Below are 21169 nucleotides of genomic sequence, written 5' to 3'. Positions count from 1 at the left end.
GACCCCGAAGCCGCCCGCATCGCGCCGGGCACCCGCCACGCGGGCACGACGCAGGAGCCGCGACCGAACAGCTGACGGCAGGACGGAGAGCCAACTGTGAGAGTCGACATCCTTCACGGACTGAGCAACCCGGGGGACACTCGCCCCTGGGGAGAACTGCTGGAGCGCTCGCGCCGGCGCATCGCGTACGCCGACCGGCTCGGCTTCGACGGCTTCTGGCTGGGCGAGCACCACTTCGACACCGCGGGCACCGACCAGTCGCCCAACCCGGTGATGCTGCTCGCCGACCTCGCCGCCCGCACCACGGACATCCGCATCGGCATCGCGGCCGTCATCCTGCCCACGTGGCACCCGATCCGCCTCGCCGAGGATCTCGCGATGCTCGATCACATGACCGCGGGTCGACTCGACGTCGCCTTCAGCCGCGGCATCCTGCAGGCCGAGATCATCAACCTCAATCCCGAGGCCGATCGCAAGGACGACGCGAAGAGCAAGGCGATCTTCGCCGAGAACCTCGCGATGGTGCGCGCCGCGTGGACCGAGGACCCCTTCAGCTGGCACAGCGAGCGCTACCGGATCCCGCAGCCGGGCACCAAGTGGCCCGAGGCCTCGGACAAGTACCTCGACGAGGACGGCAAGGTGACCGGGCTCTCCGTGATCCCGAAACCCGCGCAGCCGGGCGGCCCGCGCCTCTTCAGCGTCACCGACTCCCCCAGCGGCTTCGCCGCCGCGGCCGAGCAGAACATGAGCGTCATCACGTGGTTCCCCACGCGCTCGGTGCTCGACAACCTCAACGCGGTGTACCAGGAGGCACTCGACCGGGTCGAGGATCCCGATCCGCGCCTGGCGCGCAACACCGCGATCCTGCGCGGCTTCCTCATCGCACCCACCGACGAAGAGGCCCGCGAGCTCACCGAGGACGAGATCACCGCCAACGTCGAGTTCATCGACAAGGTGCCGAGCCGCGGCCGCAAGATCTGGCTCGACGCAGGCGAGGATCCCGAGGACCCCGCGATCGCGAACGCCAAGCCGTGGGATCTGCTCTTCGAGCGCGACCACATGCTCGTCGGCTCGCCCGACACCGTCGCCGAGCTGATGATCCGCATCGCGCGCGAGCGCAACGCCGACCACTGGCTGCTGTCGCCGTACCGCGACCTCGACGACGACCTCGTCGACCGCTCCATGCGGCTCTTCGCCGAAGAGGTGCTGCCGAAGGTGCGCGCCGCGCTCGGCGAGTAGCGCACGGCCGGGAAACACGCAGGGGGCGGATCCGATCGGGTCCGCCCCCTGCTGCGTGCGCGCCTCGGGCCGGGCGGGGCGCCCCGCCGGCGGGCCTGCACCCGGCCCGCTGCCCGGAGCTCGGAGTCCCCGGCGAGCACGCCCCTGCCCCGCACGGCTCGACGGCCCGACGGCGACGCCCGACGGCAGTTCTCGCAGAGTGCGATTCGGCACTCGCCGGCGAACCGGAGCAGACTCGCCGCCCGCCCGCGGTGCGGTGTTATCGGTTGCTGATCTTGCCGGTGACCCCCGCGATCGGAGCGAGCACCAGGGGCCTCGCGGCTGCCACCGCGGCCGCCGCGACGGCCAGGCCGGCCGCGAACCACCAGAACCCCACCCAGGAGACCTCCGGAGTACCGGCGAACATGTGGTTCAGGTTCTTCAACGCCCCCGTCGCGAACACCAGGAACACGTGCACGATCACGAACACCACGAAGAACAGCATCACCGGGAAATGAACCGCCCGCGCCACCGGCGCCGGATAGAGCCTGTTCAGCCTCTCCGCATCCTTCGGCCACCACTCGCTCATCCGCACCCCGCTGATCGCCGCCAACGGGGCTGCGACGAACACGACCGCGAAGTACATCAACTGCTGCAGGCTGTTGTAGTTCACCCACCCGTCCTCCACCGGCCACTCCAGCGTCAGATACTGCAACAGCGCGCTGGCCGCGTTCGGGAACACCTCCCAGCTCGTGGGCACGATCCTCGCCCAGTGCCCCGTCACGAACAGCAGCACCACGAACACCACCCCGTTCGCCAGCCACAGCACATCCAGGCTCGTGTGCAGCCACAAGTACAGGCTCACCTTCTTCCCGCCCCGCCTCGGCGTGTAGAACGCGGGCGGCTTCTGCTGATACCGCACCAGCAACCCCGTGCGCACGATCAGCACCACGAAGAAGAAGTTCAGATAGTGCGACCACCGCGCCCACGCGGGGAAGCCCTCCTCCACAAACCCGGGCAGCTCGTACTCCCCCGGATACCGCTCCAAGAACCCCGGCGCCGCCGGCAACGTCGTCACCCCGCGCGCGGCCAGCACGACCACACCGGCCGCGACGATCGCACCGCCGCCGAACAGCACCGCCAACCGCACCCACCCCCCGAGCGCGCGCGAACCGAGCATGATCGGCTCACGCCTCCCCGCCGGCAAAGGAACCGGAACAGACGCGGAGACCGGGGCAGACGCGGGCTGCGCCGCGGGCACGGGAACCGAGACCGGTGCCGCAGCAACAGAGGCAGGCGCGGGCGCAGGCTCGGGTGCGGGTGCGGCAGCGGGCGCCGGCTCAGAGGTCACGGCGGGCGCAGGCACGGATGAGGCAGGAGCGGGCGTCGGATCGGCGGCCACCGGCACCGCAGACTCCTCCGCTGTGCGCCTGGCCGACGCGGCCGGTGCGGCCTCATCCGCCGCCACGAGGCCGGCCGCCGGCCGCGACGAGGCCGCGTCCTCGGGCACCCCAGCAGCAGCCGGCCCGGACCCCGCCGGCGGCCACGGCTCGCCCCCGGCCACCCGCGGCAGGCCCCGCCGCAACGACAGCCCGCCCGCCACAGGCGCCCCAGGCGCGGCGGTCGCAACAGCCGAACCCGCAGGCGCGGCGAGGTCATCACCCGCCGGATCCGCGACCGCAGGGAGCGCCGGCACGCCGGCAGGCGCCGAAGAGGCCTCGGCCGGTACCGCTTCGGCCACGGCCGTCGACCCCGGGACCGGAAGGGCGGCACCCGCCGGCGGCCAGGGCGCCCCGCCCGCCACCCGCGGCAGACCCCGCCTGAGCACCGCCCCCGCAGGCACGGCCTCCACCGCCGCCGCGCCGGCCGCTTCCGCAGACCCCGTCGCCCCGGCAGCGGGCACCGTATCCGCCTCCACGACCGGCACCGCATCCGGCATCGCATCCGGAACCGCAGACACCACCAGCGCGGGATCCGCCCCCGCGGGCACCCCCGCAGGCGCGTCCGCCACCGGCGGCCAGGGCTCTCCGCCCGCCACCCGCGGCAATCCCCGCCTGAGCGCCCCCGAATACGTCGCCACGACCTACCGCCCCCGTGCCTCGAGCGCCGCGATCAACTGCGGCACCACCGTGAACACATCCCCCACCACCCCGAAATCCGCGACCTCGAAGATCGGGGCATCCGCATCCTTGTTCACCGCCACGATCGTCTTCGCCGTCTGCATCCCCGCCTTATGCTGAATCGCCCCAGAGATCCCGAGCGCCACATACAACTGCGGCGACACCGACACCCCCGTCTGCCCCACCTGATACGACTGCGGCACGAACCCCGCATCCACCGCCGCCCGCGACGCCCCCACCGCCGCCCCCAGCACATCCGCGAGCTGCTCCACGAGCACGAACTGCTCCTTCGACCCCAACCCACGACCACCCGACACCACCCGCGCCGCACCCCGCAACTCCGGACGCGACGACACCTCCGCCACCGGCTCGAACGCATCCACACGCCCCGCACGCGCACCCGAGGACACGACCACCAGCGGTTCCCGCTCCAGCGGCCGCGCCTCCGCACGCGCGTCGATCGCGCCCTGCCGCACCGTGACCACGGGCGCCCCCGACGTCGGCGCCGACACCACACCGTACGCGCCGCCGTACACCGAGTGATGCGCCACGACACCCCGCTCGTCGCGCGCGAGACCGACCGCATCGACCGCGAGCGCTGAGCGCGTGCGCGCCGCGAACCGGGCCGCGATGTCGCGCCCGGTCACGGAATGCGACACGAGCACCGCGTCGGGCCGCACCAGCGTCGCGGCCGCGACGAGCGCGTCCACCTCGAGCGCTCCCAGCTCCGAGGTGTCGCCGCGCTCGGCCACGAGCACCCGTGCGGCGCCCAGTTCGGCCGCCTCCGCGGCGACTCCCTCGTCGAAGACGAGACCGATCGGCGTTCCCACCTGGGCCGCAGCCCCGATCAGCCCCGCCGCAGCCCGCTCCAGGCCGCCGACGGCGCTCTCCTCCAGCACCACCAGCACGGCGTCTTCCGCGTATCCGCTCATCGTGTCACCCCTCACTGCACCAGACGGTGCTCGGCCAGGAACGCGGCGATCTGCTCGCCGGCCGTCCCGTCGTCCGCGATCTTGACTCCGCCCGCACGCGGCGGGCGCTCGGATATCGACAGCATGATCGAGCGCGGCACCGAGAGGTCCTCCGCGTCCACGCCGAGCTCCGCGAGCGACAGCACCTCCATCGGCTTCTTCTTCGCGGCCATGATGCCCTTGAAGTTGGGGAAGCGGCCGTCGGGCAGCGCCTCCGTCACGGAGATCACCGCGGGCAGTTCGGCGGAGACGCGCTGCACCCCGCCGTCGACCGCTCGCGTGCCGGAGACCCCGTGCGGGGAGATCTCGACCGAGGAGAGCGAGGTCAGCTGCGGAACCCCCAGGAGCTCCGCCACCATCGCGGGGATCACACCCCCGGCGCCGTCGGTCGACGCGTTGCCCGCGATCACCAGATCGAAGCCGGAGCGCCGGATCGCGGCGGCGAGCGCCTCCGCGGTGAGCCCCAGGTCGGCGCCCGCCAGCCCCGCGTCGGCCACGTGCACCGCCGCTGCCGCGCCCATCGCGAGCGCCTTGCGGATCGTCGCGGCGGATCCCTCGGGGGCGACCGACACGACGACGACCTCCGTCCCCTCGTGCGCATCGGCGTACGAGAGCGCGACCTCCACGGCCCGCTCCCCGATCTCGTCGAGCACGGCCTCGGAGACGCCGCGATCGGCGAGTCCGGTCTCCAGACTCAACTTCCGATCCCCGTAGGTGTCGGGGACCTCCTTGATCAGCACCAGGATCCTCATCGACCAGCTCCTCGTTCCATCGCATCGGCCTCGGGGCGAGCGCGCGCCCGCCGCGGTCGGGGCGGCGGATCCGATGTCGATCCATATTATACCGACCGGTATGCATGTGCACCCCGCTGCCGGATTCGCCGCCGAAGCGCCACCTGATCCGACGCTACCCGCTTCCGCTCCGCCGCGCGACGCCCGCGATAGCGCGGGCTACCGAACCCTCTCGGGCCTGTCAAGGCCTGGCGTCGATACCAAATCGTTACCTACCCTGGAGGCGTCACCTGGATGCGACGAGCACGCGAACACCATGAGCAGCACACCTCCCCCGAACTCCACGGCGACCCCGGCCGACCGGGAGCGCCGGTCGAGCGAGCCCGCGCGGAACACGGCATCCGACACCGCTCTCGGCGGCGCTCCCGCGACGGATCCCGGCGCTGCACCCGCGCCCCGCTCGCACGCCGTGCGCCGCGACATCCAGGGGCTCCGCGCGATCGCGGTGGCGCTGGTGCTCGTCTACCATCTCTCGCCGCAGAGCCTCTCGGGCGGATACATCGGCGTCGACGTGTTCTTCGTCATCTCGGGCTTCCTCATCACGGGTCAGCTGCTGCGCGAGGCGGAGGCGAGCGGCCGCATCGACCTGCCGCGCTTCTGGGCGCGGCGCGCACGGCGCCTGCTGCCGGCCGCGCTGCTCGTGCTCACCGTCACGCTGCTCGCCGTGTGGATCTTCGCGCCGCGCGGCTTCCTCCCCTCCTTCCTCATGCAGGTCGCCGCGTCGGCCGCGTACGTGCAGAACTGGGTACTCTCGGGGCAGTCCGTCGACTACATGGCCGCCGAGGCGCAGGTGTCGCCGGTGCAGCACTACTGGTCGCTGTCGGTCGAGGAGCAGTTCTACATCCTCTGGCCGCTCATCGCCGTGCTCGCGGCGGTGCTCGCGGCACGCGCGGCCGCCGGGCGCGGCAGGGCGGCCGGCTTCCGCGCCGTCTTCGCGCTGCTCGTGGGGGCGATCGCCCTCGCCTCGTTCGTGCTCTCCGTGCTGACCACGGCCACCGATCCCTCTCGCGCCTACTTCGTCACCACCACGCGCGCGTGGGAGTTCGCGGTCGGCGGGCTCCTGGCCTGCCTCGCCGCGTCGCCGGCGGGGTGGCTCGATCGCGCGGGGCCGGGCGTGCGCGCGCTGGCGGCGTGGATCGGTCTCGCCGGCATCGCGGCGGCCGCGATCCTCTACACCGACACGACGCCCTTCCCCGGGTACACCGCGCTGCTCCCCGTGCTCGCCACCGCGCTCGTCATCGCCGCGCAGGAGCCCGAGACGAGCTGGTCGCCGCGCGCGCTCCTGGCGGCCCGCCCCATGCAGTGGCTCGGCGACGTCTCGTACGGCGCGTACCTCTGGCACTTCCCCCTCATCGTGCTGCTGCCGTTCGCGCTCGGCAGGAGACTCGGCCTCGTCGGCGCGATCGCGATCGTCGCGGCGACGCTGCTGCTGGCCTGGGGCTCCAAGGTGCTCGTCGAGGATCCGTTCCGCACCGGCTTCTCGCGCGCCTGGCCCAACGGGCGCGCCATCGCCATCACCTCGGCGGGCATGGTGGCGATGCTGCTCTTCTCGCTCGCCGGCGTGCAGGCCGCGGACCGCGCCGTGGAGGCCGAGCGGGTGCGGGTCGCGGCGACGCTGGAGGATCCCGACCCCTGCCTCGGCGCCACCGCGCTCGAACCCGACTCCGGCTGCGAGGCGACGCCCGAGCAGCTGCCGATCCCCGAGCCGGCGCTCGCCGACAAGGCGCCCGAGCGCTGCCTCGACGGGCAGGAGGGCAGCGAGCTCGAGCTCTGCGAGTACGGCAGCGCCCGACCCGACGCCGAGCGCACCGTGGCCCTCGTGGGCGACTCGCACGCCGAGCAGTGGCTGCTGCCCCTCGACCGCATCGCCCGCGAGCAGAACTGGCGGCTCGTGGTGATGGCGAAGGCCTCGTGCCCCTTCACCGCCGCGGAGCGCGACTTCGTGTCGTCGCCCGAGGCCGAGAACGAGAAGCTGCGCGAGGACTGCACGAAGTGGAACGACCGGGTGCTCGAGCAGCTGGAGGGCGACCCGAGCATCGACACCGTGGTGACCTCGGCCAAGTCGTCGAACCGCGTGGTGCCCCGGGACGGCAGGAGCTGGCGCGAGACCGCGGTGCTCGCCTACGAGGAGCGCTGGCGGGAGCTGCCCGATTCCGTCGAGCAGGTGATCGCGATCCGCGACACCCCCCAGCTGCCGAGGGACGTGCTGCAGTGCGTGACCGAGGAGGGCGAGCACGCGGCCCGCGAGTGCGCGGTGGACGCCGAGGAGGCCATCACCGAGGACCCGCTCGCGGAGGCCGCGAGCGCGACCGAGCAGGCGGAGCTGATCGATCTGAGCGAGTACTTCGTGGTCGGGGACGCCGTGCCGCCGGTGATCGGCGGCGTGCTCGCGTTCCGCGACTCGCACCACCTCAGCTGGGCGTACGCCGAGATGCTCGCCGACCCCCTGGCCGAGCAGGTGCGCGAGGTGCTCGGCGAGGATCCGGAGGCAGACTCCGGGGTCGGGTCCGACGCGGGATCAGGGGTCTGAGCCGCCCGGAGGGAGCCCGTTCTCGGCGAGCCACCGCTGCGCGAGCCGCTTCGGGATCCGGCCCAGCCAGGCGTCGATGATCAGTTCCCGCAGCAGGTCCCCGTCGATGCGGTCGAGGCGGGCGAGCACCGCCGGATAGCCGTCGAAGTGCGGGATCGTGAACAGCGAGTCGGGGAACCCCGCGAGCAGCGCCCGCTTCGTGTCGGCGCCGTCGACGCGGATCCCCAGCACGACTCCCGTCGGCCACTCGCGCCCGAGCTCCGCGAGCCGGGCGAGGTCGGTCCTGCCCGGCGGCCGCTCCCACACCACCGTCCCGCGCTTCGTGCGCCAGACGGCGCCGCCGCGGTGCCCGTCGATCTGTTCGAAGACCTCGGGCAGCGCCAGGGCGATCCGGCGCACGTCGTCGAGCGTGATCATGCGGTCAGTGTAACCCGGCGTCGGAACCGAGGCGGGCCTGGGCGCCGTGCGGGAGGGCGGCCTGCACGCGACGCCGAGGCGGAAAGCCGGGCCGGGCCGCCCTAGACTCGTGCCCATGCTGACGAGAGGGGCCGCGCGCGCGTACTTCGCCCTGCAGGCGGTCGCCGGTGCGGCCTGGTGGATCGCCGTCTTCGCCGTACCGGCGGTGCGCGACGCCACGCTCGGCGACCTCGATCCGGCGCTCGTGGCAGCCCTCGACCTGCCGCTGTTCGTCGGGGCGTCCGCGCTCGCGGCGACCGGCCTGCGCTGGGCGGTGTGGATCGCGGCACCGTGGACCGCACTCGTCGCCGGAGGCATGGCGGTCTACGCCACCGCGACGGAGCGGGCGGGGTGGGGCGCGCTCCTCATGATCGCCGCGGCGATCGGCAGCGCCGCGGCCGCGCTGCTCGTGCTGAACGGGCGCATCCCCTCGGAGCGGATGCTCGTGGGCCCGTTCGCCTTCCGCGCGGCACGATCCACGACCGCTCGTGGCCGCGTCGGGCGCACCGGCGCGCAGATCGTCGTGTTCTGGGGTCTGTTCCTCGTGGTGATCCCGCTCATGATCGTCGCGATCGAGCAGCGCTGGGGCCTCCACCTCGGCGCACCCCCGGCCGCGCGCGTCTCGGGAGCGGTTCTGCTCGTCGCGGCGAGCGCGCTCGGCATCTGGTCGGCGCTCGCGATGTCGCTGCGCGGCGAGGGCACTCCCCTGCCCGCCGCGATGCCGCACCGCCTCGTGGTGAGCGGCCCGTATCGCTACGTGCGCAATCCCATGGCCCTCGCCGGCATCGCGCAGGGGGTGGCGGTCGGCCTGATGCTCGGCTCCTGGCTCGTGGTGCTCTACGCGCTCGCCGGCTCGCTGTTCTGGAACCGGATCGTGCGCCCGCTGGAGGAGGCCGACCTGCAGGCGCGCTTCGGCGCCGAGTTCGCGGCGTACCGGGATCGCGTGGCGTGCTGGATCCCGCGCCCGAGCCCGCTGCGCTCGGTGCGCCCGCCCGCCGGTTGAGCGCGGGAGCCGTCCCGGCGCTTCGCCAACAGCTTCAGGGCGCCGTCTACCCAGCCTCCCTCTTCGCGCGCCAGTTCTTGCCGCCTCACACGAGGTTTGGTGACAAGAACTGGCGCGCGAAGTCGTACTTCGGTCGGAATCGGTCGTGGGCGGTGTGCACCGAGGGGTCGGCGGCCTCCGAGGTACGTGATCCGCCTGTGGAAAGCGTCCGCGAGATCGACGGGAGGGTTTCGGCTCCGCTGCGCTCGCCCAACCGGCGGATCGCGGGTTGCTCCGCACACGAGTACGGGCCTACACTGAAGAAAGTTCGTCTACACGAACTTTTATCTTCACCCCTCCCGAAAGGACCTCGATGCGCTCCCGCACCCCACTGCTCACCGCGACGAGTCTGCTGGCCGCCGCAGCGCTGGCCCTCTCCCTCTCCGCCTGCTCCGCAGATGCCGGGGGCGGGGCGGCCGAGGACGGCGCGCGGGATGGGAAGCCCGTGGTGCTCACCACATTCACGGTGCTCGCCGACATCGCGCAGAACGTCGCGGGCGATCACCTCGTGGTCGAGTCGATCACGAAGGCCGGGGCCGAGATCCACGGCTACGAGCCCACTCCGGGAGACATCGCGAAGGCCTCGAAGGCCGACCTGATCCTCGACAACGGCCTCGGCCTGGAGTTGTGGTTCGAGCAGTTCGTCGACTCCGTCGACGTACCGCACGCGGTGGTCTCCGACGGTATCGAGGTCATGGACATCACCGAGGACGCCTACGCGGGCAAGCCGAACCCCCACGCCTGGATGAGCCCCGGAAACGTGCAGATCTACGTCGACAACATCGTCGAGGCGTTCAGCGAGCTCGATCCGCAGCACGCCGACGACTACCGGGCGAACGGCGAGGCCTACCAGGCCGAGCTGCACGGCATCCAGAAGCAGCTCGCCGCCGACCTCGCCGGACTGCCGGAGCGCCAGCGCGCGCTCGTCACCTGCGAGGGCGCCTTCTCGTACCTCGCGCGCGACGCCGGCCTCACCGAGCGCTACATCTGGCCCGTCAACGCCGAGCAGCAGGCCACCCCCCAGCAGATCGCCTCGGCGATCGAGTTCGTGCGCGACAACGACGTGCCCGCGGTGTTCTGCGAGTCGACGGTCTCGGACAAGCCGATGCGGCAGGTCGTCGATGCCACCGACGCCGAGTTCGGGGGCACCCTCTACGTCGACTCGCTCTCCGAGGCCGACGGGCCCGTGCCGAGCTACCTCGAACTGATCCGCCACGATGCCGACACGATCGTCTCGGGCCTGACCGGGAGCGGCTCGTGACCGCGGCCATCCAGGTGCGCGACCTCGCCGTGCGCTACGGCGAGGTCGTCGCGCTCGACGGCGTGACCCTCGAGGTGCCGGAGGGTCGGGTCACCGGCCTGATCGGCATGAACGGGTCGGGCAAGTCGACGCTGTTCAAGACGATCATGGGCATGGTGCGCCCCGACCGCGGCAGCGTGCTGCTCGACGGCGCCGCTCCGACGGCCGCTCGCAAGCGGGGGATGATCGGGTACGTGCCGCAGAGCGAGGATGTCGACTGGGCCTTCCCCGTCTCGGTGCGCGACGTCGTGATGATGGGCCGGTACGGCCACCAGGGTGCCACCCGGCGCGCGCGGTCCGCCGACCACGCCGCCGTCGCGGAGGCGCTCGAGCGCGTGGAGCTGACGGCGTACGCCGACCGGCAGATCGGGCAGCTGTCTGGCGGGCAGCGGAAGCGGGCCTTCGTCGCGCGCGGCATCGCGCAGGACGCGCGGATCCTGCTGCTCGACGAGCCCTTCGCCGGCGTCGACAAGCGCAGCGAGGCGACGATCGTGCGCCTGCTGCGCGAGCTCGCCGACGACGGCCGCGCGATCCTCGTCTCCACCCACGACCTGCACGCGCTGCCGCAGCTGGCCGACGAGGCCGTGCTGCTGCTGCGCCGGGTGCTCTTCCACGGCTCCGTCGCCGAGGCGCTGCAGCCGGAGAACCTCGCGCTCACCTTCGGCCTCGACGTGCTCGAGCAGGGCGATCCGGGCGCGCCGCGGGAGCCGAACGACCGGCGCACCGAGGGGGACGCCGCGTGAACGCCATCGACCTGATCCTCGAGCCCCTGCAGTACGACTTCATGCTGCGGGCGCTCATCACCACCGTCGTCGCCGCGATCGTGTGCGCCCTGCTGTCGTGCTGGCTCGTGCTGATCGGCTGGTCGCTGATGGGCGACGCCGTCTCGCACGCGGTGCTTCCCGGCGTGGTCATCGCCTACATCTTCGGGGCGCCCTTCGCGCTCGGTGCACTGGTGTTCGGTTTCCTCTCGGTCGCCCTCATCGGCGCGATCCGCGGCACGAGCCGGGTCAAGGAGGACGCCGCCATCGGCATCGTCTTCACCACCCTGTTCGCGCTCGGCCTCGTGCTCATCTCGGTCACCCCCAGCCAGACCGATCTCAACCACATCATCTTCGGCAACATCCTGGGGGTCTCGAACGGCGACCTGCTGCAGATCGGGGTGCTGGCCGCCGTCGCCTTCGCAATCCTCGTGCTCAAGCGGCGCGACCTGACCCTGTACGCCTTCGATCCCACGCACGCCCACGCGATCGGCCTGTCGCCGCGCTTCCTGGGGGCGCTGCTGCTCGGCCTGCTCGCCCTCACCTCGGTCGTCGCGCTCCAGGTGGTCGGCGTGATCCTGGTCGTCGCCATGCTCATCATCCCGGGGGCGACCGCGTACCTGCTCACGGACCGCTTCGGGCGCATGCTGATCATCGCGCCGAGCGTGTCGGCGCTCTGCTCGGTCGTCGGCATCTACCTGAGCTACTGGCTCGACGCCTCGCCCGGCGGCCTCGTCGTCGTGGTGCAGGGCTGCGCCTTCGCCCTCGTCTACCTGCTCAGCCCTCGACACGGGCTGCTCGGCAAGCGCCTCGCCGCGCGGCGGCGCCGGGCCGAGGCGCGACCCTAGACGGGTCGCGCACCCCCGAGCCGCGCCTCGGGGTCGCAGCCCAGGGGGGCGCAGCCTACTTCGCGACGAAGTAGAGGCGCTTGTTGGCGAACTCCCCGATGCCCACCGGACCCATCTCGCGGCCGAAGCCCGAGCGCTTCACGCCGCCGAAGGGCAGCTCCGCCGCCTCGGCCGCGATCGTGTTGACGTGCGCCATGCCCACCTCGAGCTTCGAGGCCACGCGCGCCGCGCGCGCCTCGTCGGTCGAGAAGACGGAGCCGCCGAGGCCGAGCGCGCAGTCGTTGGCGAGCTCGAGCGCCTCCTCGTCGCTGTGCACCTTGTACACGGTCGCGACCGGCCCGAAGATCTCCTCGCCGTACGACTCCGAGTCGCGGGGCACGTCGACGAGCACCGCCGGCGAGTAGTAGGCCGCGGGGCCCTCCGACAGCTCGCCGCCGGCGAGCAGCCGCGCGCCCTCCGAGACGGCCTGCTGCACCTGCGCATGCACGGTCTCGGCCGCGGCGCGGGTCGAGAGGGGCACGTACTCGTTCTCGCCCAGGTTCAGCTGGTCGCCCGGCCGGAGACCCTCGGCGAGCTTCACCAGCTCGGCGACGAACTCGTCGTAGATGTCGGCCATCACGATGAGGCGCTTGTTCGAGTTGCAGACCTGGCCCGCGTTGTAGACCCGGAAGTCCCAGGCGGTCTTGGCCACCTCGGCCACGTCGTCGGCGTCGAGCACGACCATCGGGTCGATGCCGCCGAGCTCGAGCACGCACTTCTTGAGGTGAGTGCCGGCCTGGGCGCCGATGATCGCGCCCGCCCGCTCGGAGCCCGTGAGCGAGACGCCCTGCACGCGGGGATCGGCGATCATGGTGGCGATCTGGTCGTGCGAGGTGAAGAGGGCCTGGTAGCCGCCCGCGGGTACGCCGGCCTGCTCCATGATCTCCTGGATCACGAGGTTGGAGCGGGCGCAGATGTCGGCGTGCTTCAGCAGGATCGTGTTGCCGAGCACCAGGTTCGGGGCCGCGAAGCGGGCGACCTGGTAGTACGGGAAGTTCCAGGGCATCACGCCGAGCAGCGCGCCCACCGGCAGGTGCTCGATCACGGCCTTGCCCGGGATCGTGCTCGGGATCTCGTAGTCGGTGATGAGGCCGGGGCCGTACACCGCGTAGTACTCGATGATGTCGGTCGCGAAATCGACCTCGTCGAGGCTCTCGGCGATCGACTTGCCCATCTCGGTCGCGATGATCTCGGCGAGCTCCTCGCGACGCTCCGCGAAGATCTCCGCGACGCGCTTGACGACTGCGGCGCGCTCCTGCACGCTCCGCTCGCGCCACTCGCGGTAGGCGGCGTCGGCCGCCGCGAGCTGCTGCTCGACCTGCTCGTCGGTCGCTGAATCGAAGGTCTCGACAATCTCGCCCGTCGCGGGGTTCTGAACTCGATACTTCGCCATGATTTATCAATTCCTGTCTCGGTGGTCGGCGCGCACGTGCGCGCCGCACTCTCTATCGTCGCATTTCGGGTGTCTCTCCGCGAGCCCTTCTGCTGCGGATCCCGCACCCGTATCGCCTCACCGTCGACTCGAACCGCAGCCACGCAGTCGAACGGCGACGGTTCGCGTCGCGTCCCGCGGCTCCGCGCGCGCCGCGCCGCGCTCAGCGCCCGCGAGCCACCAGATACCGCGCCACCCGGGCGACCGCGGGGTCCGGATCCGACACCAGCTCGCGCAGCACCTCCCGCGCTCCCGGACCCGGGATCTCCCCGAGCGCCTGGGCGAGCCGGCTCCGGGCCCCCGGCACGGAGCCGGGAGAATCGGCGAGCTTCTCCGAGAGCAGGCCCACGACCTCCCGCTCCGCGGCATCGGATCCGGCCGCGAGCCCGCCGAGGGCCTCCGCCGCCTCCACGTCGCGGGGCCCGCCGACGATCATCCCCACGAGGCGGCTCATCATCCCGCGCCGCGTCCGAGCCGGCCGCCCCTGCCGCCCCGATGCGGCGAGCGCGAGCGCGGCTCGGTCGGCGACCTCGTCGTCGGGGTCGCGGAGCAGGATCGCGAGCGCGTCCTCCGAGGCCGCGCCCTCGAGCGCCGCGAGCGCCCGCACCGCGCGCCGCCGCACGCGCACCTCGGGATCCCGCACGCGCGCCGCGAGCGCGGACGCCGCCGGATCCCCGGCCCGGACCATCGCCCAGCGCAGTGCGCCGGCGGCGTTCGGCTCCTCCTCCGCCAGATAGGCGTCGACGAGCTGCGTCACGATGCGCGGCGCATCGGTCCCCGACCTCAGCGCGGCCGCCTGGCGATCGCGCGGAGCGTTCGACCGCAGCGCGGACAGCAGCCCCACGATGTCGAGCACGCGCTCCCAGCTCTCGGGCGTCGCCGCCTCGACACCCTGCAAGCGCTCCAGCAGCGCGCGGTCGCGCGCGATGCGCGCCTCGGCGCCGCGGCGCAGATCGGCGATCACGGCGGCGGCGTCGAAGCCGGGGTCGTCGAGCGCGGCCGCGGCCTGCCCGAGCGACAGTCCGAGCGTGCGCAGCGCCTCCGCCTGGAACAGCCGCCGCACGTCCGCATCCGCGTACTCGCGATACCCCGCGCCGCTGCGACCCGAGGGCGACACCAGGCCGATGCGGTCGTAGTGCCGCAGCATGCGCACGCTCACGCCGGAGCGCCGAGACAGCTCCCCGATCAGCACGTGCGCCTCCTCCCCGGCCCGTCCCGGATCGTCCCGGCTCGCCCGGCCCCGATCACCGGCGAGTGTACTCCGTCCGCGCGAGTGCGCCGCCTACGCACCGTCCGCACGGGGCGCACTCGCACGGGGCGCGGTCGCGCGGACGGGGTCCGGTCGCGGAGAAGCGGCGTCCCGGCTCGCCAGCTCACGCTCGGCATCGTGCAGCGCCGCCTCGAAACCGGATTCGGGATCGCGGATCAGCACCAGCGCGACCGCAGCCTGCAGCCGCTCCGCTCGGGAGCCCCGCCGGGCGGCCTCGCGCAGCACCGGCTCCGCCGCCGCGCCGAGTTCCACGAACGCGCGCGCGAGACTGCGCCGCATCTCGCGATCGCCCCGGCCCAGCTCCCCGGCGAGGCGCCCGGCCAGCGCGGCCTCGCCGCCGGCCGGCACCAGCCCCGCGGCCGTGCGCCACGCGGTGCGGGCGACCTCGTCGTCGGCGTCGTGCAGCATCTCATCGGTGATCGCGGGCCATGCGCGCGCGTCCCCGATCTTGGAGAGGGTGTGGAGCGCCTGGGCGCGCGCCTGCGGGATCGGCGAGCCCAGTTCTGCGAGCAGCAGCGGCACCGTGGTGCCGCGCGGGTGACGGGTGAGCGCCCAGGTCAGCATGTCGCGCACGAAGAAGTCGGGCTCCTCGCCGCAGCGCCGGATCAGCGCCCGCGCGTCGCCCGGATGCGGGTGTGTGCCGGCGGTGAGCGCCGCCTGCAACCGAGCGGACGGGTCGGGGGCGGCGAGCGCCTCGTCGATCGATGCCATGTGGTCTCCTCTCGTCTCCGAGTGAAACGCCTGACACGGTGTCAGGGTCAAGCGCGACCGCCGGGAATGCCCGCCCGCAGCCGTCGTTCCGCCCGCCCGCTCGCCCGCACCGTGCCCGGGTAGGCGAAGCGACTCGCTCCACGCGGAGTCCCGACCGATGGATCCTGCGATCGGCTGCGCCGCCGCAGGACGACGAGAGCCTCTCAACGGACGGCGCTCGGGCGCCCGACTCGCCTAGACCGCGAGCCTCCCGCTCTTCGAGACCTCGGGATCGGTGCACGACGACAGGTCGAAGCAGCACGGCCGTCGCTTCCCGTCGCGCAGCTTGGAGATGCTGACCTCGACGCGCCGCTCGCGCGTATCGGGGTTCTTCGTGGCGTTGATCCAGCGCACCCATTCCCAGCGCGCCATCGGCGTGAGGCTCGGCCAGACCTCGGCGAGATCCGGCGCCGCCCGCAGCGCCGCCGTCAGATCGGCCGGGAGTTCGGGCTCGGGCCACTGCTGCATCGGCTCGGCCTCGAGCGTCACCGTACCGCCGTCGGCCGGCGCGCCGTCGGCCGCGAGCTGCTCCGCGAGTCGGTCGTCGACCGGGAGCCAGTGCCCGCGCAGGCCGTCGGGCTCGACCACCGTCTCGAACGCACGCCCGTTCAGCACCGCCTCGACCGCGACCTGGCCCCGGGAGGGCAGCGCCGCGCTCGCCTCCTCCGGAAAGCGGAGGATGGTCCGATCGCCGATCCGCTGCAGTCGTCCCTCGAACGCGACCATCGGCCGCGCGGTCGCTCGTTCTGCCATGACACTCTCCTCGCTCTGGCGACGCGGGCCCGGGGACCCGTTGCAGTCAGGGTATGCAGCGCGCGGCGCGGCGCGCTTCTCGATTCCTGATCGATGACGCGGAATCGCCCACTACTTGAGCAGTCTCGACAGCACGCGGTCGGCGAGCACCTTGCCGCCCGTCTGGCAGGTGGGGCAGTACTGCAGCGTCGAGTCGCTGAAGATCACCTGCCGGATCGTGTCCCCGCAGACCGGGCAGCGCTCCCCGAACCGCCCGTGCACGCGCATCGTCGACTTCTTCTCCCGCTTGAGCTCGGCGGCGGGCAGCCCGTCCGCACGCTCCACCGCCTCCCGCAGCGTCGACTCGACCGCGTCGTAGAGCCGCAGGGCGGCGTCTCGCGGCATCGATGCGGGGGCGAACGGAGACATGCGGGCGACGTGCAGGATCTCGTCGGAGTAGGCGTTGCCGATACCCGCGATGAGCGATTGGTTGCGCAGCACCCCCTTGATCCGCGCTCGGCCGGCCGCCGCGAGGATGCCCTCGAACACCTCGAAGGCGAAGGCCTCATCCAGGGGATCGGGGCCGAGACGGGCGATGCCCGGCACGTCGGCGGGGTCGGTCACGAGGTACAGGGCGAGGTTCTTCTTCGTGCCGGCCTCGGTGATGTCGAGGCAGCCGCCGAACGCGGATCCGTCCTCGCCGCGGATCGTGAGCCGCGCGGCGAGCGGCCCGCGTCCGGGCCGCACAGCGGTCTTCGGCGGATCGCCGCGCCAGGTGATCCAACCCGCGCGCGCCAGGTGGACGATCAGGTGATCGGTTCCGATGCGCAGATCGAGGAACTTGCCGTGCCGGCTCACGTCCTCCACCCGCTCGCCGCTGAGCGCCGAGGGCTGGATCTCCACCGTCTTCAGGGCCGCGAACGCGAAGACGTCCAGGCGCCCGATGACACGGCCGCCGATCCGTCTTCGCAGGTCGCTCACCAGCGCAGCCACCTCGGGCAGTTCGGGCATGTCCTCACGCTACGGCCTGGTCTGCGCGATGACAAGGTCGGGGGCGCAAGGGATCGAGAGGGCCTATTCAGCGGGCGGAGCTGCGCGACACGGGGAACGGATCCGCGAAGCCCGCCCATACCGCCGGCCCCGCGGCGAACTCCGCGTCGGTGAGCACCGCCGCGTCGAGCGCGGCCACGAGGCCCCGGCGGTCGAGGTCGATCCCGGTAAAGGCGATGTCCTGCCCGAATCCGAGCATCTCGTCGTCGTCCGCGTACTCGTCGTCCGCGATGAGCGGGTGCATGGAGAACATCTGCCCCACGTGCTCCCACTGCGCCGTGACGCGCGGGCGCGAGGCGAGGCGGCAGAAGCCGGCCGAGCGGATCACGCTCCCGAAGGCGCCGCGCGAGAAGCCACCGTCCAGGAGGGCGGAGAGGCGTTCCGGGTGCATGGGTCGCAGCTGCTCGTACCGGAAGGAGGAGACCCGCGGATCCGTGAGGTGCGGGTCGAAGTCCTCGTTGAGGATCCCGACCCAGCCGGGGCGCTCCTGCCCCGCGGAGAAGACGACCGGTTCGCTCGGCTGCTCGGGGTGGCCGCTGCGCTCGAGCCGCAGCCGGGCGTGCGGGCTCAGGTGTCCGACGAGCGCCATGAGCGTCGAGAGATCGGGCGTGGAGAGCGGCTCCCAGTTCACCAGCAGCACGGTGGAGGCGAACTCGATCTGCTCCACGGCCACGAGGGCGCGGGCGTACCCCGTCTCCCCCTCCCGGCTGCGCAGCACGAAGTAGTCGTCGCGCCGCAGCTCGTCGAGCAGGTGGGAGGCGTCGACGACGCAGGTGATCCCGATCAGCCGGATGCGCTCCTCGGCCTCGCAGAGGGTGCCGATGAGCTCCGTCATCGGCGTGAGGGTGGGGAGCTCGACGACGGAGCGCCCCTCCCGGTAGGCCCAGGGCACGAGCGCGAGGGCCTCGGCGAGCGGGTCGGGCGCCAGGGCGAGGCGGGCCGCGGGCACCAGCACCGACCGGTGCTCCTCCGCCAGGCGCCGGGCCGCGCGCTGCCGCTCGGGCGCGCACGAGCCGACCACGGCGATCACGTCGATGGGGGTCACGTCCGGTCCTCCGTTCGTCAGCGCCGATGTCAGCGGCGGGCCTCGCCGATGCGGGCTCGCGGATCATCCTATATGATAATGATTCTCAACAAGACAAGGAGACGTGATGAAGGTCCGAGCCTCGCTCAAATCGCTCAAGAACCAGCCCGGGGCCCAGGTGGTGCGCCGCCGCGGGCGGGTGTACGTGATCAACAAGCGCAACCCGCGCTTCAAGGGGCGTCAGGGCTGAACACCTCGCGGCGCGTGCCGGTGATCGCCGTCACCGGCCACCTCGGGGCGGGCAAGACGACCCTGCTCAACCACCTGCTGCGTCGGCCCGGCGCACGCCTCGGCGTGGTGGTGAACGACTTCGGCGCGCTCAACGTCGACGCCGCGCTCGTGGCCGGCCAGATCGACGAGGCCGCCTCGATCTCGGGCGGGTGCCTCTGCTGCCTGCCCGACGCCGGCGGGCTCGACGACGCCCTGGAGCGCCTCTCCCACCCGCGGCTCGGCCTCGACGCGATCATCGTCGAGGCCAGCGGCGCCGCCGACCCGATCGCCCTCACCCGCGTGATCCGGTACAGCGGGGCGGAGCGCGTGCGCCCGGGAGGCGTCGTGGAGGTCGTCGACGCCGTCGAGCACTTCCGCACCGTCGACGTGCGCCCCGATCCGCCCGCCCGCTACGGGGTCGCCACCCTGGTCGTGATCGGCAAGACCGACCTGCTCCCGGAGCGCGAGCGGGACGGGATCGTCGCCCGGATCGCGGAGCGCGTGCGCGCCTCCGGGTCGCGGGCGCACCTCGTCGTCGCCCGCCACGGCCGCGTCGACCCCGCGCTGGTGTTCGACACCGCGGCCGACGAGGATCCCGCGGATCAGCTCCCCATCGGGCGGCTGCTCAGGGAGCAGCACGCGGGCGAGGATCCCCACGAGCACGCGACCTCCGCCGCGGTGGAGCTGCCCGACCCGGTCTCGCCGTCCGCCCTCATCGAGCTGCTGGAGCGCCCGCCCGAGGGCGCCTACCGGCTGAAGGGGAGGATCCGCGTGCGCGGTCCGCGCGGCGAGCGCGGCTACCTGGTGAACGTCGTGGGCGCCGCGATCCACCTCGCCCCGCTGCCGCAGCCGCCGCAGCCCGGCGAGCTGGTCGCGATCGGCATGCGCCTCGACGCGGCGGAGGCGCGGGATCGCCTCGACGCACTGCGCAGCGCCCCCGCCGGGCGGCCCGACGCGCCGGGGCTGCGACGGCTGCAGCGGTATCGCAGGCTCAGCGACTGAGCCGACGCGCGGTGTCGGTGCACGATCGGTGCCCGCTCCCGGTCATCCTGCGCGAGCAGCGAGTCCTCAGAGGAAAACGCGCCGGCGTCTTTCGGATTCGCTGCTGGAGCCACCGCTCCAGAGTCGCAGGATCCACAAGCCTGGATTCTGCGACTGCGCGCAGAATGACAGGAACTCCCGCGACTCGCCCGACGCGGTGGCACCACCGTAGAACGCATTTCACAATTGCGACGAACGGCTCAATATTGATACGATCAGCCCGACGAAGGAGCTGAGATGAGCATTCAGGACGGCGTCCGCGACCTCGAGGACGGCATCAGGACCGACTTCCGCCAGGCGATGGACTACGGCACCTACCTCGATCTGGAGACCCTGCTCTCCGCGCAGTCGCCCGTGAGCCGCCCCGAGCACCACGACGAGCTGCTCTTCATCATCCAGCACCAGACCACCGAGCTCTGGCTCAAGCTGGTGCTGCACGAGCTGCGGGCGGTGCGCGAGTATCTCGACGACGATCGCCTGACCCGGGCGCTGAAGACCCTCTCGCGGGTGAAGCACATCCAGCGCACGCTGGCCGAGCAGTGGTCGGTGCTCGCCACCCTCACCCCCGCGGAGTACGCCGAGTTCCGCAGCGTGCTCGGGCCGTCCAGCGGGTTCCAGTCGTACCAGTACCGGGCGATCGAGTTCCTCCTCGGCAACAAGAACGCCCGCATGCTCGAGGTGTTCGCCGGCAAGCCGCAGCACGCGGAGCTCGAGACGCTGCTGCACGAGCCCACCATCTACGACTGCTTCCTGCGCCTGCTGGCGCGCCGCGGCTACCCGATCCCCGACTCCGTGCTGCAGCGCGACGTCTCGGAGGCGTGGGTCGAGCGCCCCGAGCTCATCCCCGTGCTCAAGACGATCTACGAGGACGTCGACGGGCACTGGGACGTGTACGAGGCGTGCGAGACCCTGGTGGACATCGAGGACGCCTTCCAGTTCTGGCGCTTCCGCCACATGAGCACCGTGCAGCGCACCATCGGCTACAAGCGCGGCACGGGCGGATCGAGCGGCGTCGGCTTCCTCAAGCGGGCGCTCGATCTCACCTTCTTCCCCGAGCTCATCTCGGTGCGCACGGAGATCGAGGATCTGCGTGGCTGAGAGCGGCGCGCGGCCCGACGGCCCCACCGTGCTGCCGGGGGTCGTGGATCGCCACGTGCACCTCGGGCTCGTGGCTTACAAGGCCTTCGCCGGGTCGCCGGTGGTCGAGGTGCACGATCTCGGGTGGGATCCGGCGGAGATCCGAGAGATCGCCGCCGAGCTGGGCGGGGGCACGGCGGGCGAGCCGGCACCGGCAAGCGGGCATCACTCGCCCGTCTCGACCGCCTCGATGGGCACCGACGTGCGGGTGCGGTACGCGGGCCCCTTCCACACGGCGCCGGGCGGCTATCCGAGCGGACGCGGCTGGGCGCCGGCCGCCGCCGTGCGCGCGGTCGACTCCGCTGACGACGCCGCAGCCGCGGTGGCCGCGGCTCTGGCCGCGGGATCCTCGGCCATCAAGATCGCGCTGCACGCCGGCTTCCCCGC

General features: G+C 72.5%; 19 protein-coding genes and 1 pseudogene. 10 read left to right on the top strand and 10 right to left on the bottom strand.

The annotated features are described in order from the left end of the window. Positions 1-96 precede the first annotated feature (96 nt). On the top strand, positions 97-1239 hold the full coding sequence (locus ACWKZU_RS11780; RefSeq protein WP_449282515.1) for an LLM class flavin-dependent oxidoreductase: 1143 nt from the start codon (positions 97-99) through the stop codon (positions 1237-1239). Positions 1240-1498: 259 nt separating this feature from the next. Here the strand turns inward: ACWKZU_RS11780 and ACWKZU_RS11775 are convergent, their stop codons facing one another. From ACWKZU_RS11775 to ACWKZU_RS11765, 3 genes are all read right to left on the bottom strand, one after another. After that, a complete protein-coding gene (locus tag ACWKZU_RS11775; protein ID WP_449282514.1) occupies positions 1499-2398 on the bottom strand; it encodes a cytochrome b/b6 domain-containing protein in 900 nt (299 codons plus the stop codon). A 903-nt stretch (positions 2399-3301) separates the two neighbouring features. Next, a complete protein-coding gene (locus ACWKZU_RS11770) occupies positions 3302-4270 on the bottom strand; it encodes an electron transfer flavoprotein subunit alpha/FixB family protein (protein ID WP_449282513.1) in 969 nt (322 codons plus the stop codon). 11 nt (positions 4271-4281) lie between these two features. Then, the gene (locus tag ACWKZU_RS11765; protein ID WP_449282512.1) at positions 4282-5061 is read right to left on the bottom strand and encodes an electron transfer flavoprotein subunit beta/FixA family protein; all 780 of its coding nucleotides are present in this window, start codon (positions 5059-5061) and stop codon (positions 4282-4284) included. 295 nt (positions 5062-5356) lie between these two features. On the opposite strand from ACWKZU_RS11765, the gene ACWKZU_RS11760 reads away from it, so the two are divergent. Then, positions 5357-7630 carry an acyltransferase family protein gene (locus ACWKZU_RS11760; protein ID WP_449282511.1) on the top strand — a complete coding sequence of 758 codons (2274 nt, stop codon included), beginning with the start codon at positions 5357-5359 and terminating at the stop codon, positions 7628-7630. Here ACWKZU_RS11760 and ACWKZU_RS11755 read toward each other — a convergent pair. Next, positions 7619-8047 (bottom strand): MmcQ/YjbR family DNA-binding protein, encoded by a 429-nt coding sequence (locus ACWKZU_RS11755; protein ID WP_449282510.1) that lies wholly within the window; start codon positions 8045-8047, stop codon positions 7619-7621. The two genes, ACWKZU_RS11760 and ACWKZU_RS11755, sit on opposite strands and share 12 nt — an antisense overlap. A gap of 115 nt (positions 8048-8162) precedes the next feature. Here ACWKZU_RS11755 and ACWKZU_RS11750 point away from each other — a divergent pair, with 115 nt between their 5' ends. The 4 genes from ACWKZU_RS11750 to ACWKZU_RS11735 all read left to right on the top strand — a co-directional run bounded on the left by ACWKZU_RS11750 (position 8163) and on the right by ACWKZU_RS11735 (position 12037). Further along, on the top strand, positions 8163-9089 hold the full coding sequence (locus ACWKZU_RS11750; RefSeq protein WP_449282509.1) for a methyltransferase family protein: 927 nt from the start codon (positions 8163-8165) through the stop codon (positions 9087-9089). Between the two features lie 352 nt (positions 9090-9441). Continuing rightward, complete coding sequence (locus ACWKZU_RS11745) at positions 9442-10389, top strand: metal ABC transporter substrate-binding protein (RefSeq protein WP_449282508.1); 948 nt, start codon at positions 9442-9444, stop codon at positions 10387-10389. Then, the gene (locus ACWKZU_RS11740; protein ID WP_449282507.1) at positions 10386-11171 is read left to right on the top strand and encodes a metal ABC transporter ATP-binding protein; all 786 of its coding nucleotides are present in this window, start codon (positions 10386-10388) and stop codon (positions 11169-11171) included. The genes ACWKZU_RS11745 and ACWKZU_RS11740 overlap by 4 nt, the downstream gene beginning before the upstream one ends. Before the next feature lie 41 nt (positions 11172-11212). Beyond that, complete coding sequence (locus tag ACWKZU_RS11735) at positions 11213-12037, top strand: metal ABC transporter permease (protein WP_449282529.1); 825 nt, start codon at positions 11213-11215, stop codon at positions 12035-12037. Positions 12038-12092: 55 nt separating this feature from the next. Here the strand turns inward: ACWKZU_RS11735 and ACWKZU_RS11730 are convergent, their stop codons facing one another. The 6 genes from ACWKZU_RS11730 to ACWKZU_RS11705 form a co-directional block, all read right to left on the bottom strand. Next, complete coding sequence (locus ACWKZU_RS11730) at positions 12093-13469, bottom strand: NAD-dependent succinate-semialdehyde dehydrogenase (RefSeq protein ID WP_449282506.1); 1377 nt, start codon at positions 13467-13469, stop codon at positions 12093-12095. Positions 13470-13671: 202 nt separating this feature from the next. Beyond that, positions 13672-14700 (bottom strand): MerR family DNA-binding transcriptional regulator, encoded by a 1029-nt coding sequence (locus tag ACWKZU_RS11725; protein WP_449282505.1) that lies wholly within the window; start codon positions 14698-14700, stop codon positions 13672-13674. A 90-nt stretch (positions 14701-14790) separates the two neighbouring features. Further along, the gene (locus ACWKZU_RS11720; RefSeq protein WP_449282504.1) at positions 14791-15489 is read right to left on the bottom strand and encodes a HEAT repeat domain-containing protein; all 699 of its coding nucleotides are present in this window, start codon (positions 15487-15489) and stop codon (positions 14791-14793) included. A 234-nt stretch (positions 15490-15723) separates the two neighbouring features. Then, a complete protein-coding gene (locus tag ACWKZU_RS11715; RefSeq protein WP_449282503.1) occupies positions 15724-16281 on the bottom strand; it encodes a YdeI/OmpD-associated family protein in 558 nt (185 codons plus the stop codon). A gap of 111 nt (positions 16282-16392) precedes the next feature. Continuing rightward, on the bottom strand, positions 16393-17271 hold the full coding sequence (locus ACWKZU_RS11710) for a DNA-formamidopyrimidine glycosylase family protein (protein ID WP_449282502.1): 879 nt from the start codon (positions 17269-17271) through the stop codon (positions 16393-16395). Positions 17272-17338: 67 nt separating this feature from the next. Then, positions 17339-18355 carry a GTP-binding protein gene (locus ACWKZU_RS11705; protein ID WP_449282501.1) on the bottom strand — a complete coding sequence of 339 codons (1017 nt, stop codon included), beginning with the start codon at positions 18353-18355 and terminating at the stop codon, positions 17339-17341. Positions 18356-18461: 106 nt separating this feature from the next. Between ACWKZU_RS11705 and ykgO the strand changes: the two genes are divergently transcribed. From ykgO to ACWKZU_RS11685, 4 genes and pseudogenes are all read left to right on the top strand, one after another. Next, a complete protein-coding gene (ykgO, locus tag ACWKZU_RS11700; RefSeq protein WP_053383025.1) occupies positions 18462-18584 on the top strand; it encodes a type B 50S ribosomal protein L36 in 123 nt (40 codons plus the stop codon). A gap of 20 nt (positions 18585-18604) precedes the next feature. Then, positions 18605-19606: a CobW family GTP-binding protein gene (locus ACWKZU_RS11695; RefSeq protein ID WP_449282500.1), complete on the top strand. Its 1002-nt coding sequence runs from the start codon at positions 18605-18607 to the stop codon at positions 19604-19606. Between the two features lie 276 nt (positions 19607-19882). Beyond that, positions 19883-20743, top strand: coding sequence for a tryptophan 2,3-dioxygenase (locus ACWKZU_RS11690; protein ID WP_449282499.1), 861 nt, complete (start codon positions 19883-19885; stop codon positions 20741-20743). Continuing rightward, a pseudogene (locus tag ACWKZU_RS11685) lies at positions 20736-21169 on the top strand (hypothetical protein); the annotation flags it as partial. The gene ACWKZU_RS11690 and the pseudogene ACWKZU_RS11685, both read left to right, overlap by 8 nt.

Source organism: Leucobacter sp. (assembly GCF_053528595.1).
The sequence above is the reverse complement of the archived record's forward strand: the minus strand, read 5'-3'. Positions and strand labels throughout refer to the sequence as shown.

Excerpts from the sequence above, each read along its gene's own strand:
- ACWKZU_RS11690 (WP_449282499.1), top strand. The coding sequence starts at position 19,883 with ATGAGCATTCAGGACGGCGTCCGCGACCTCGAGGACGGCATCAGGACC.
- ACWKZU_RS11765 (WP_449282512.1), bottom strand. The coding sequence starts at position 5,061 with ATGAGGATCCTGGTGCTGATCAAGGAGGTCCCCGACACCTACGGGGAT.
- ACWKZU_RS11715 (WP_449282503.1), bottom strand. The coding sequence starts at position 16,281 with ATGGCAGAACGAGCGACCGCGCGGCCGATGGTCGCGTTCGAGGGACGA.
- ACWKZU_RS11755 (WP_449282510.1), bottom strand. The coding sequence starts at position 8,047 with ATGATCACGCTCGACGACGTGCGCCGGATCGCCCTGGCGCTGCCCGAG.
- ACWKZU_RS11745 (WP_449282508.1), top strand. The coding sequence starts at position 9,442 with ATGCGCTCCCGCACCCCACTGCTCACCGCGACGAGTCTGCTGGCCGCC.
- ykgO (WP_053383025.1), top strand. The coding sequence starts at position 18,462 with ATGAAGGTCCGAGCCTCGCTCAAATCGCTCAAGAACCAGCCCGGGGCC.
- ACWKZU_RS11775 (WP_449282514.1), bottom strand. The coding sequence starts at position 2,398 with ATGCTCGGTTCGCGCGCGCTCGGGGGGTGGGTGCGGTTGGCGGTGCTG.
- ACWKZU_RS11735 (WP_449282529.1), top strand. The coding sequence starts at position 11,213 with ATGCTGCGGGCGCTCATCACCACCGTCGTCGCCGCGATCGTGTGCGCC.
- ACWKZU_RS11710 (WP_449282502.1), bottom strand. The coding sequence starts at position 17,271 with ATGCCCGAACTGCCCGAGGTGGCTGCGCTGGTGAGCGACCTGCGAAGA.
- ACWKZU_RS11750 (WP_449282509.1), top strand. The coding sequence starts at position 8,163 with ATGCTGACGAGAGGGGCCGCGCGCGCGTACTTCGCCCTGCAGGCGGTC.
- ACWKZU_RS11770 (WP_449282513.1), bottom strand. The coding sequence starts at position 4,270 with ATGAGCGGATACGCGGAAGACGCCGTGCTGGTGGTGCTGGAGGAGAGC.
- ACWKZU_RS11730 (WP_449282506.1), bottom strand. The coding sequence starts at position 13,469 with ATGGCGAAGTATCGAGTTCAGAACCCCGCGACGGGCGAGATTGTCGAG.
- ACWKZU_RS11720 (WP_449282504.1), bottom strand. The coding sequence starts at position 15,489 with ATGGCATCGATCGACGAGGCGCTCGCCGCCCCCGACCCGTCCGCTCGG.
- ACWKZU_RS11760 (WP_449282511.1), top strand. The coding sequence starts at position 5,357 with ATGAGCAGCACACCTCCCCCGAACTCCACGGCGACCCCGGCCGACCGG.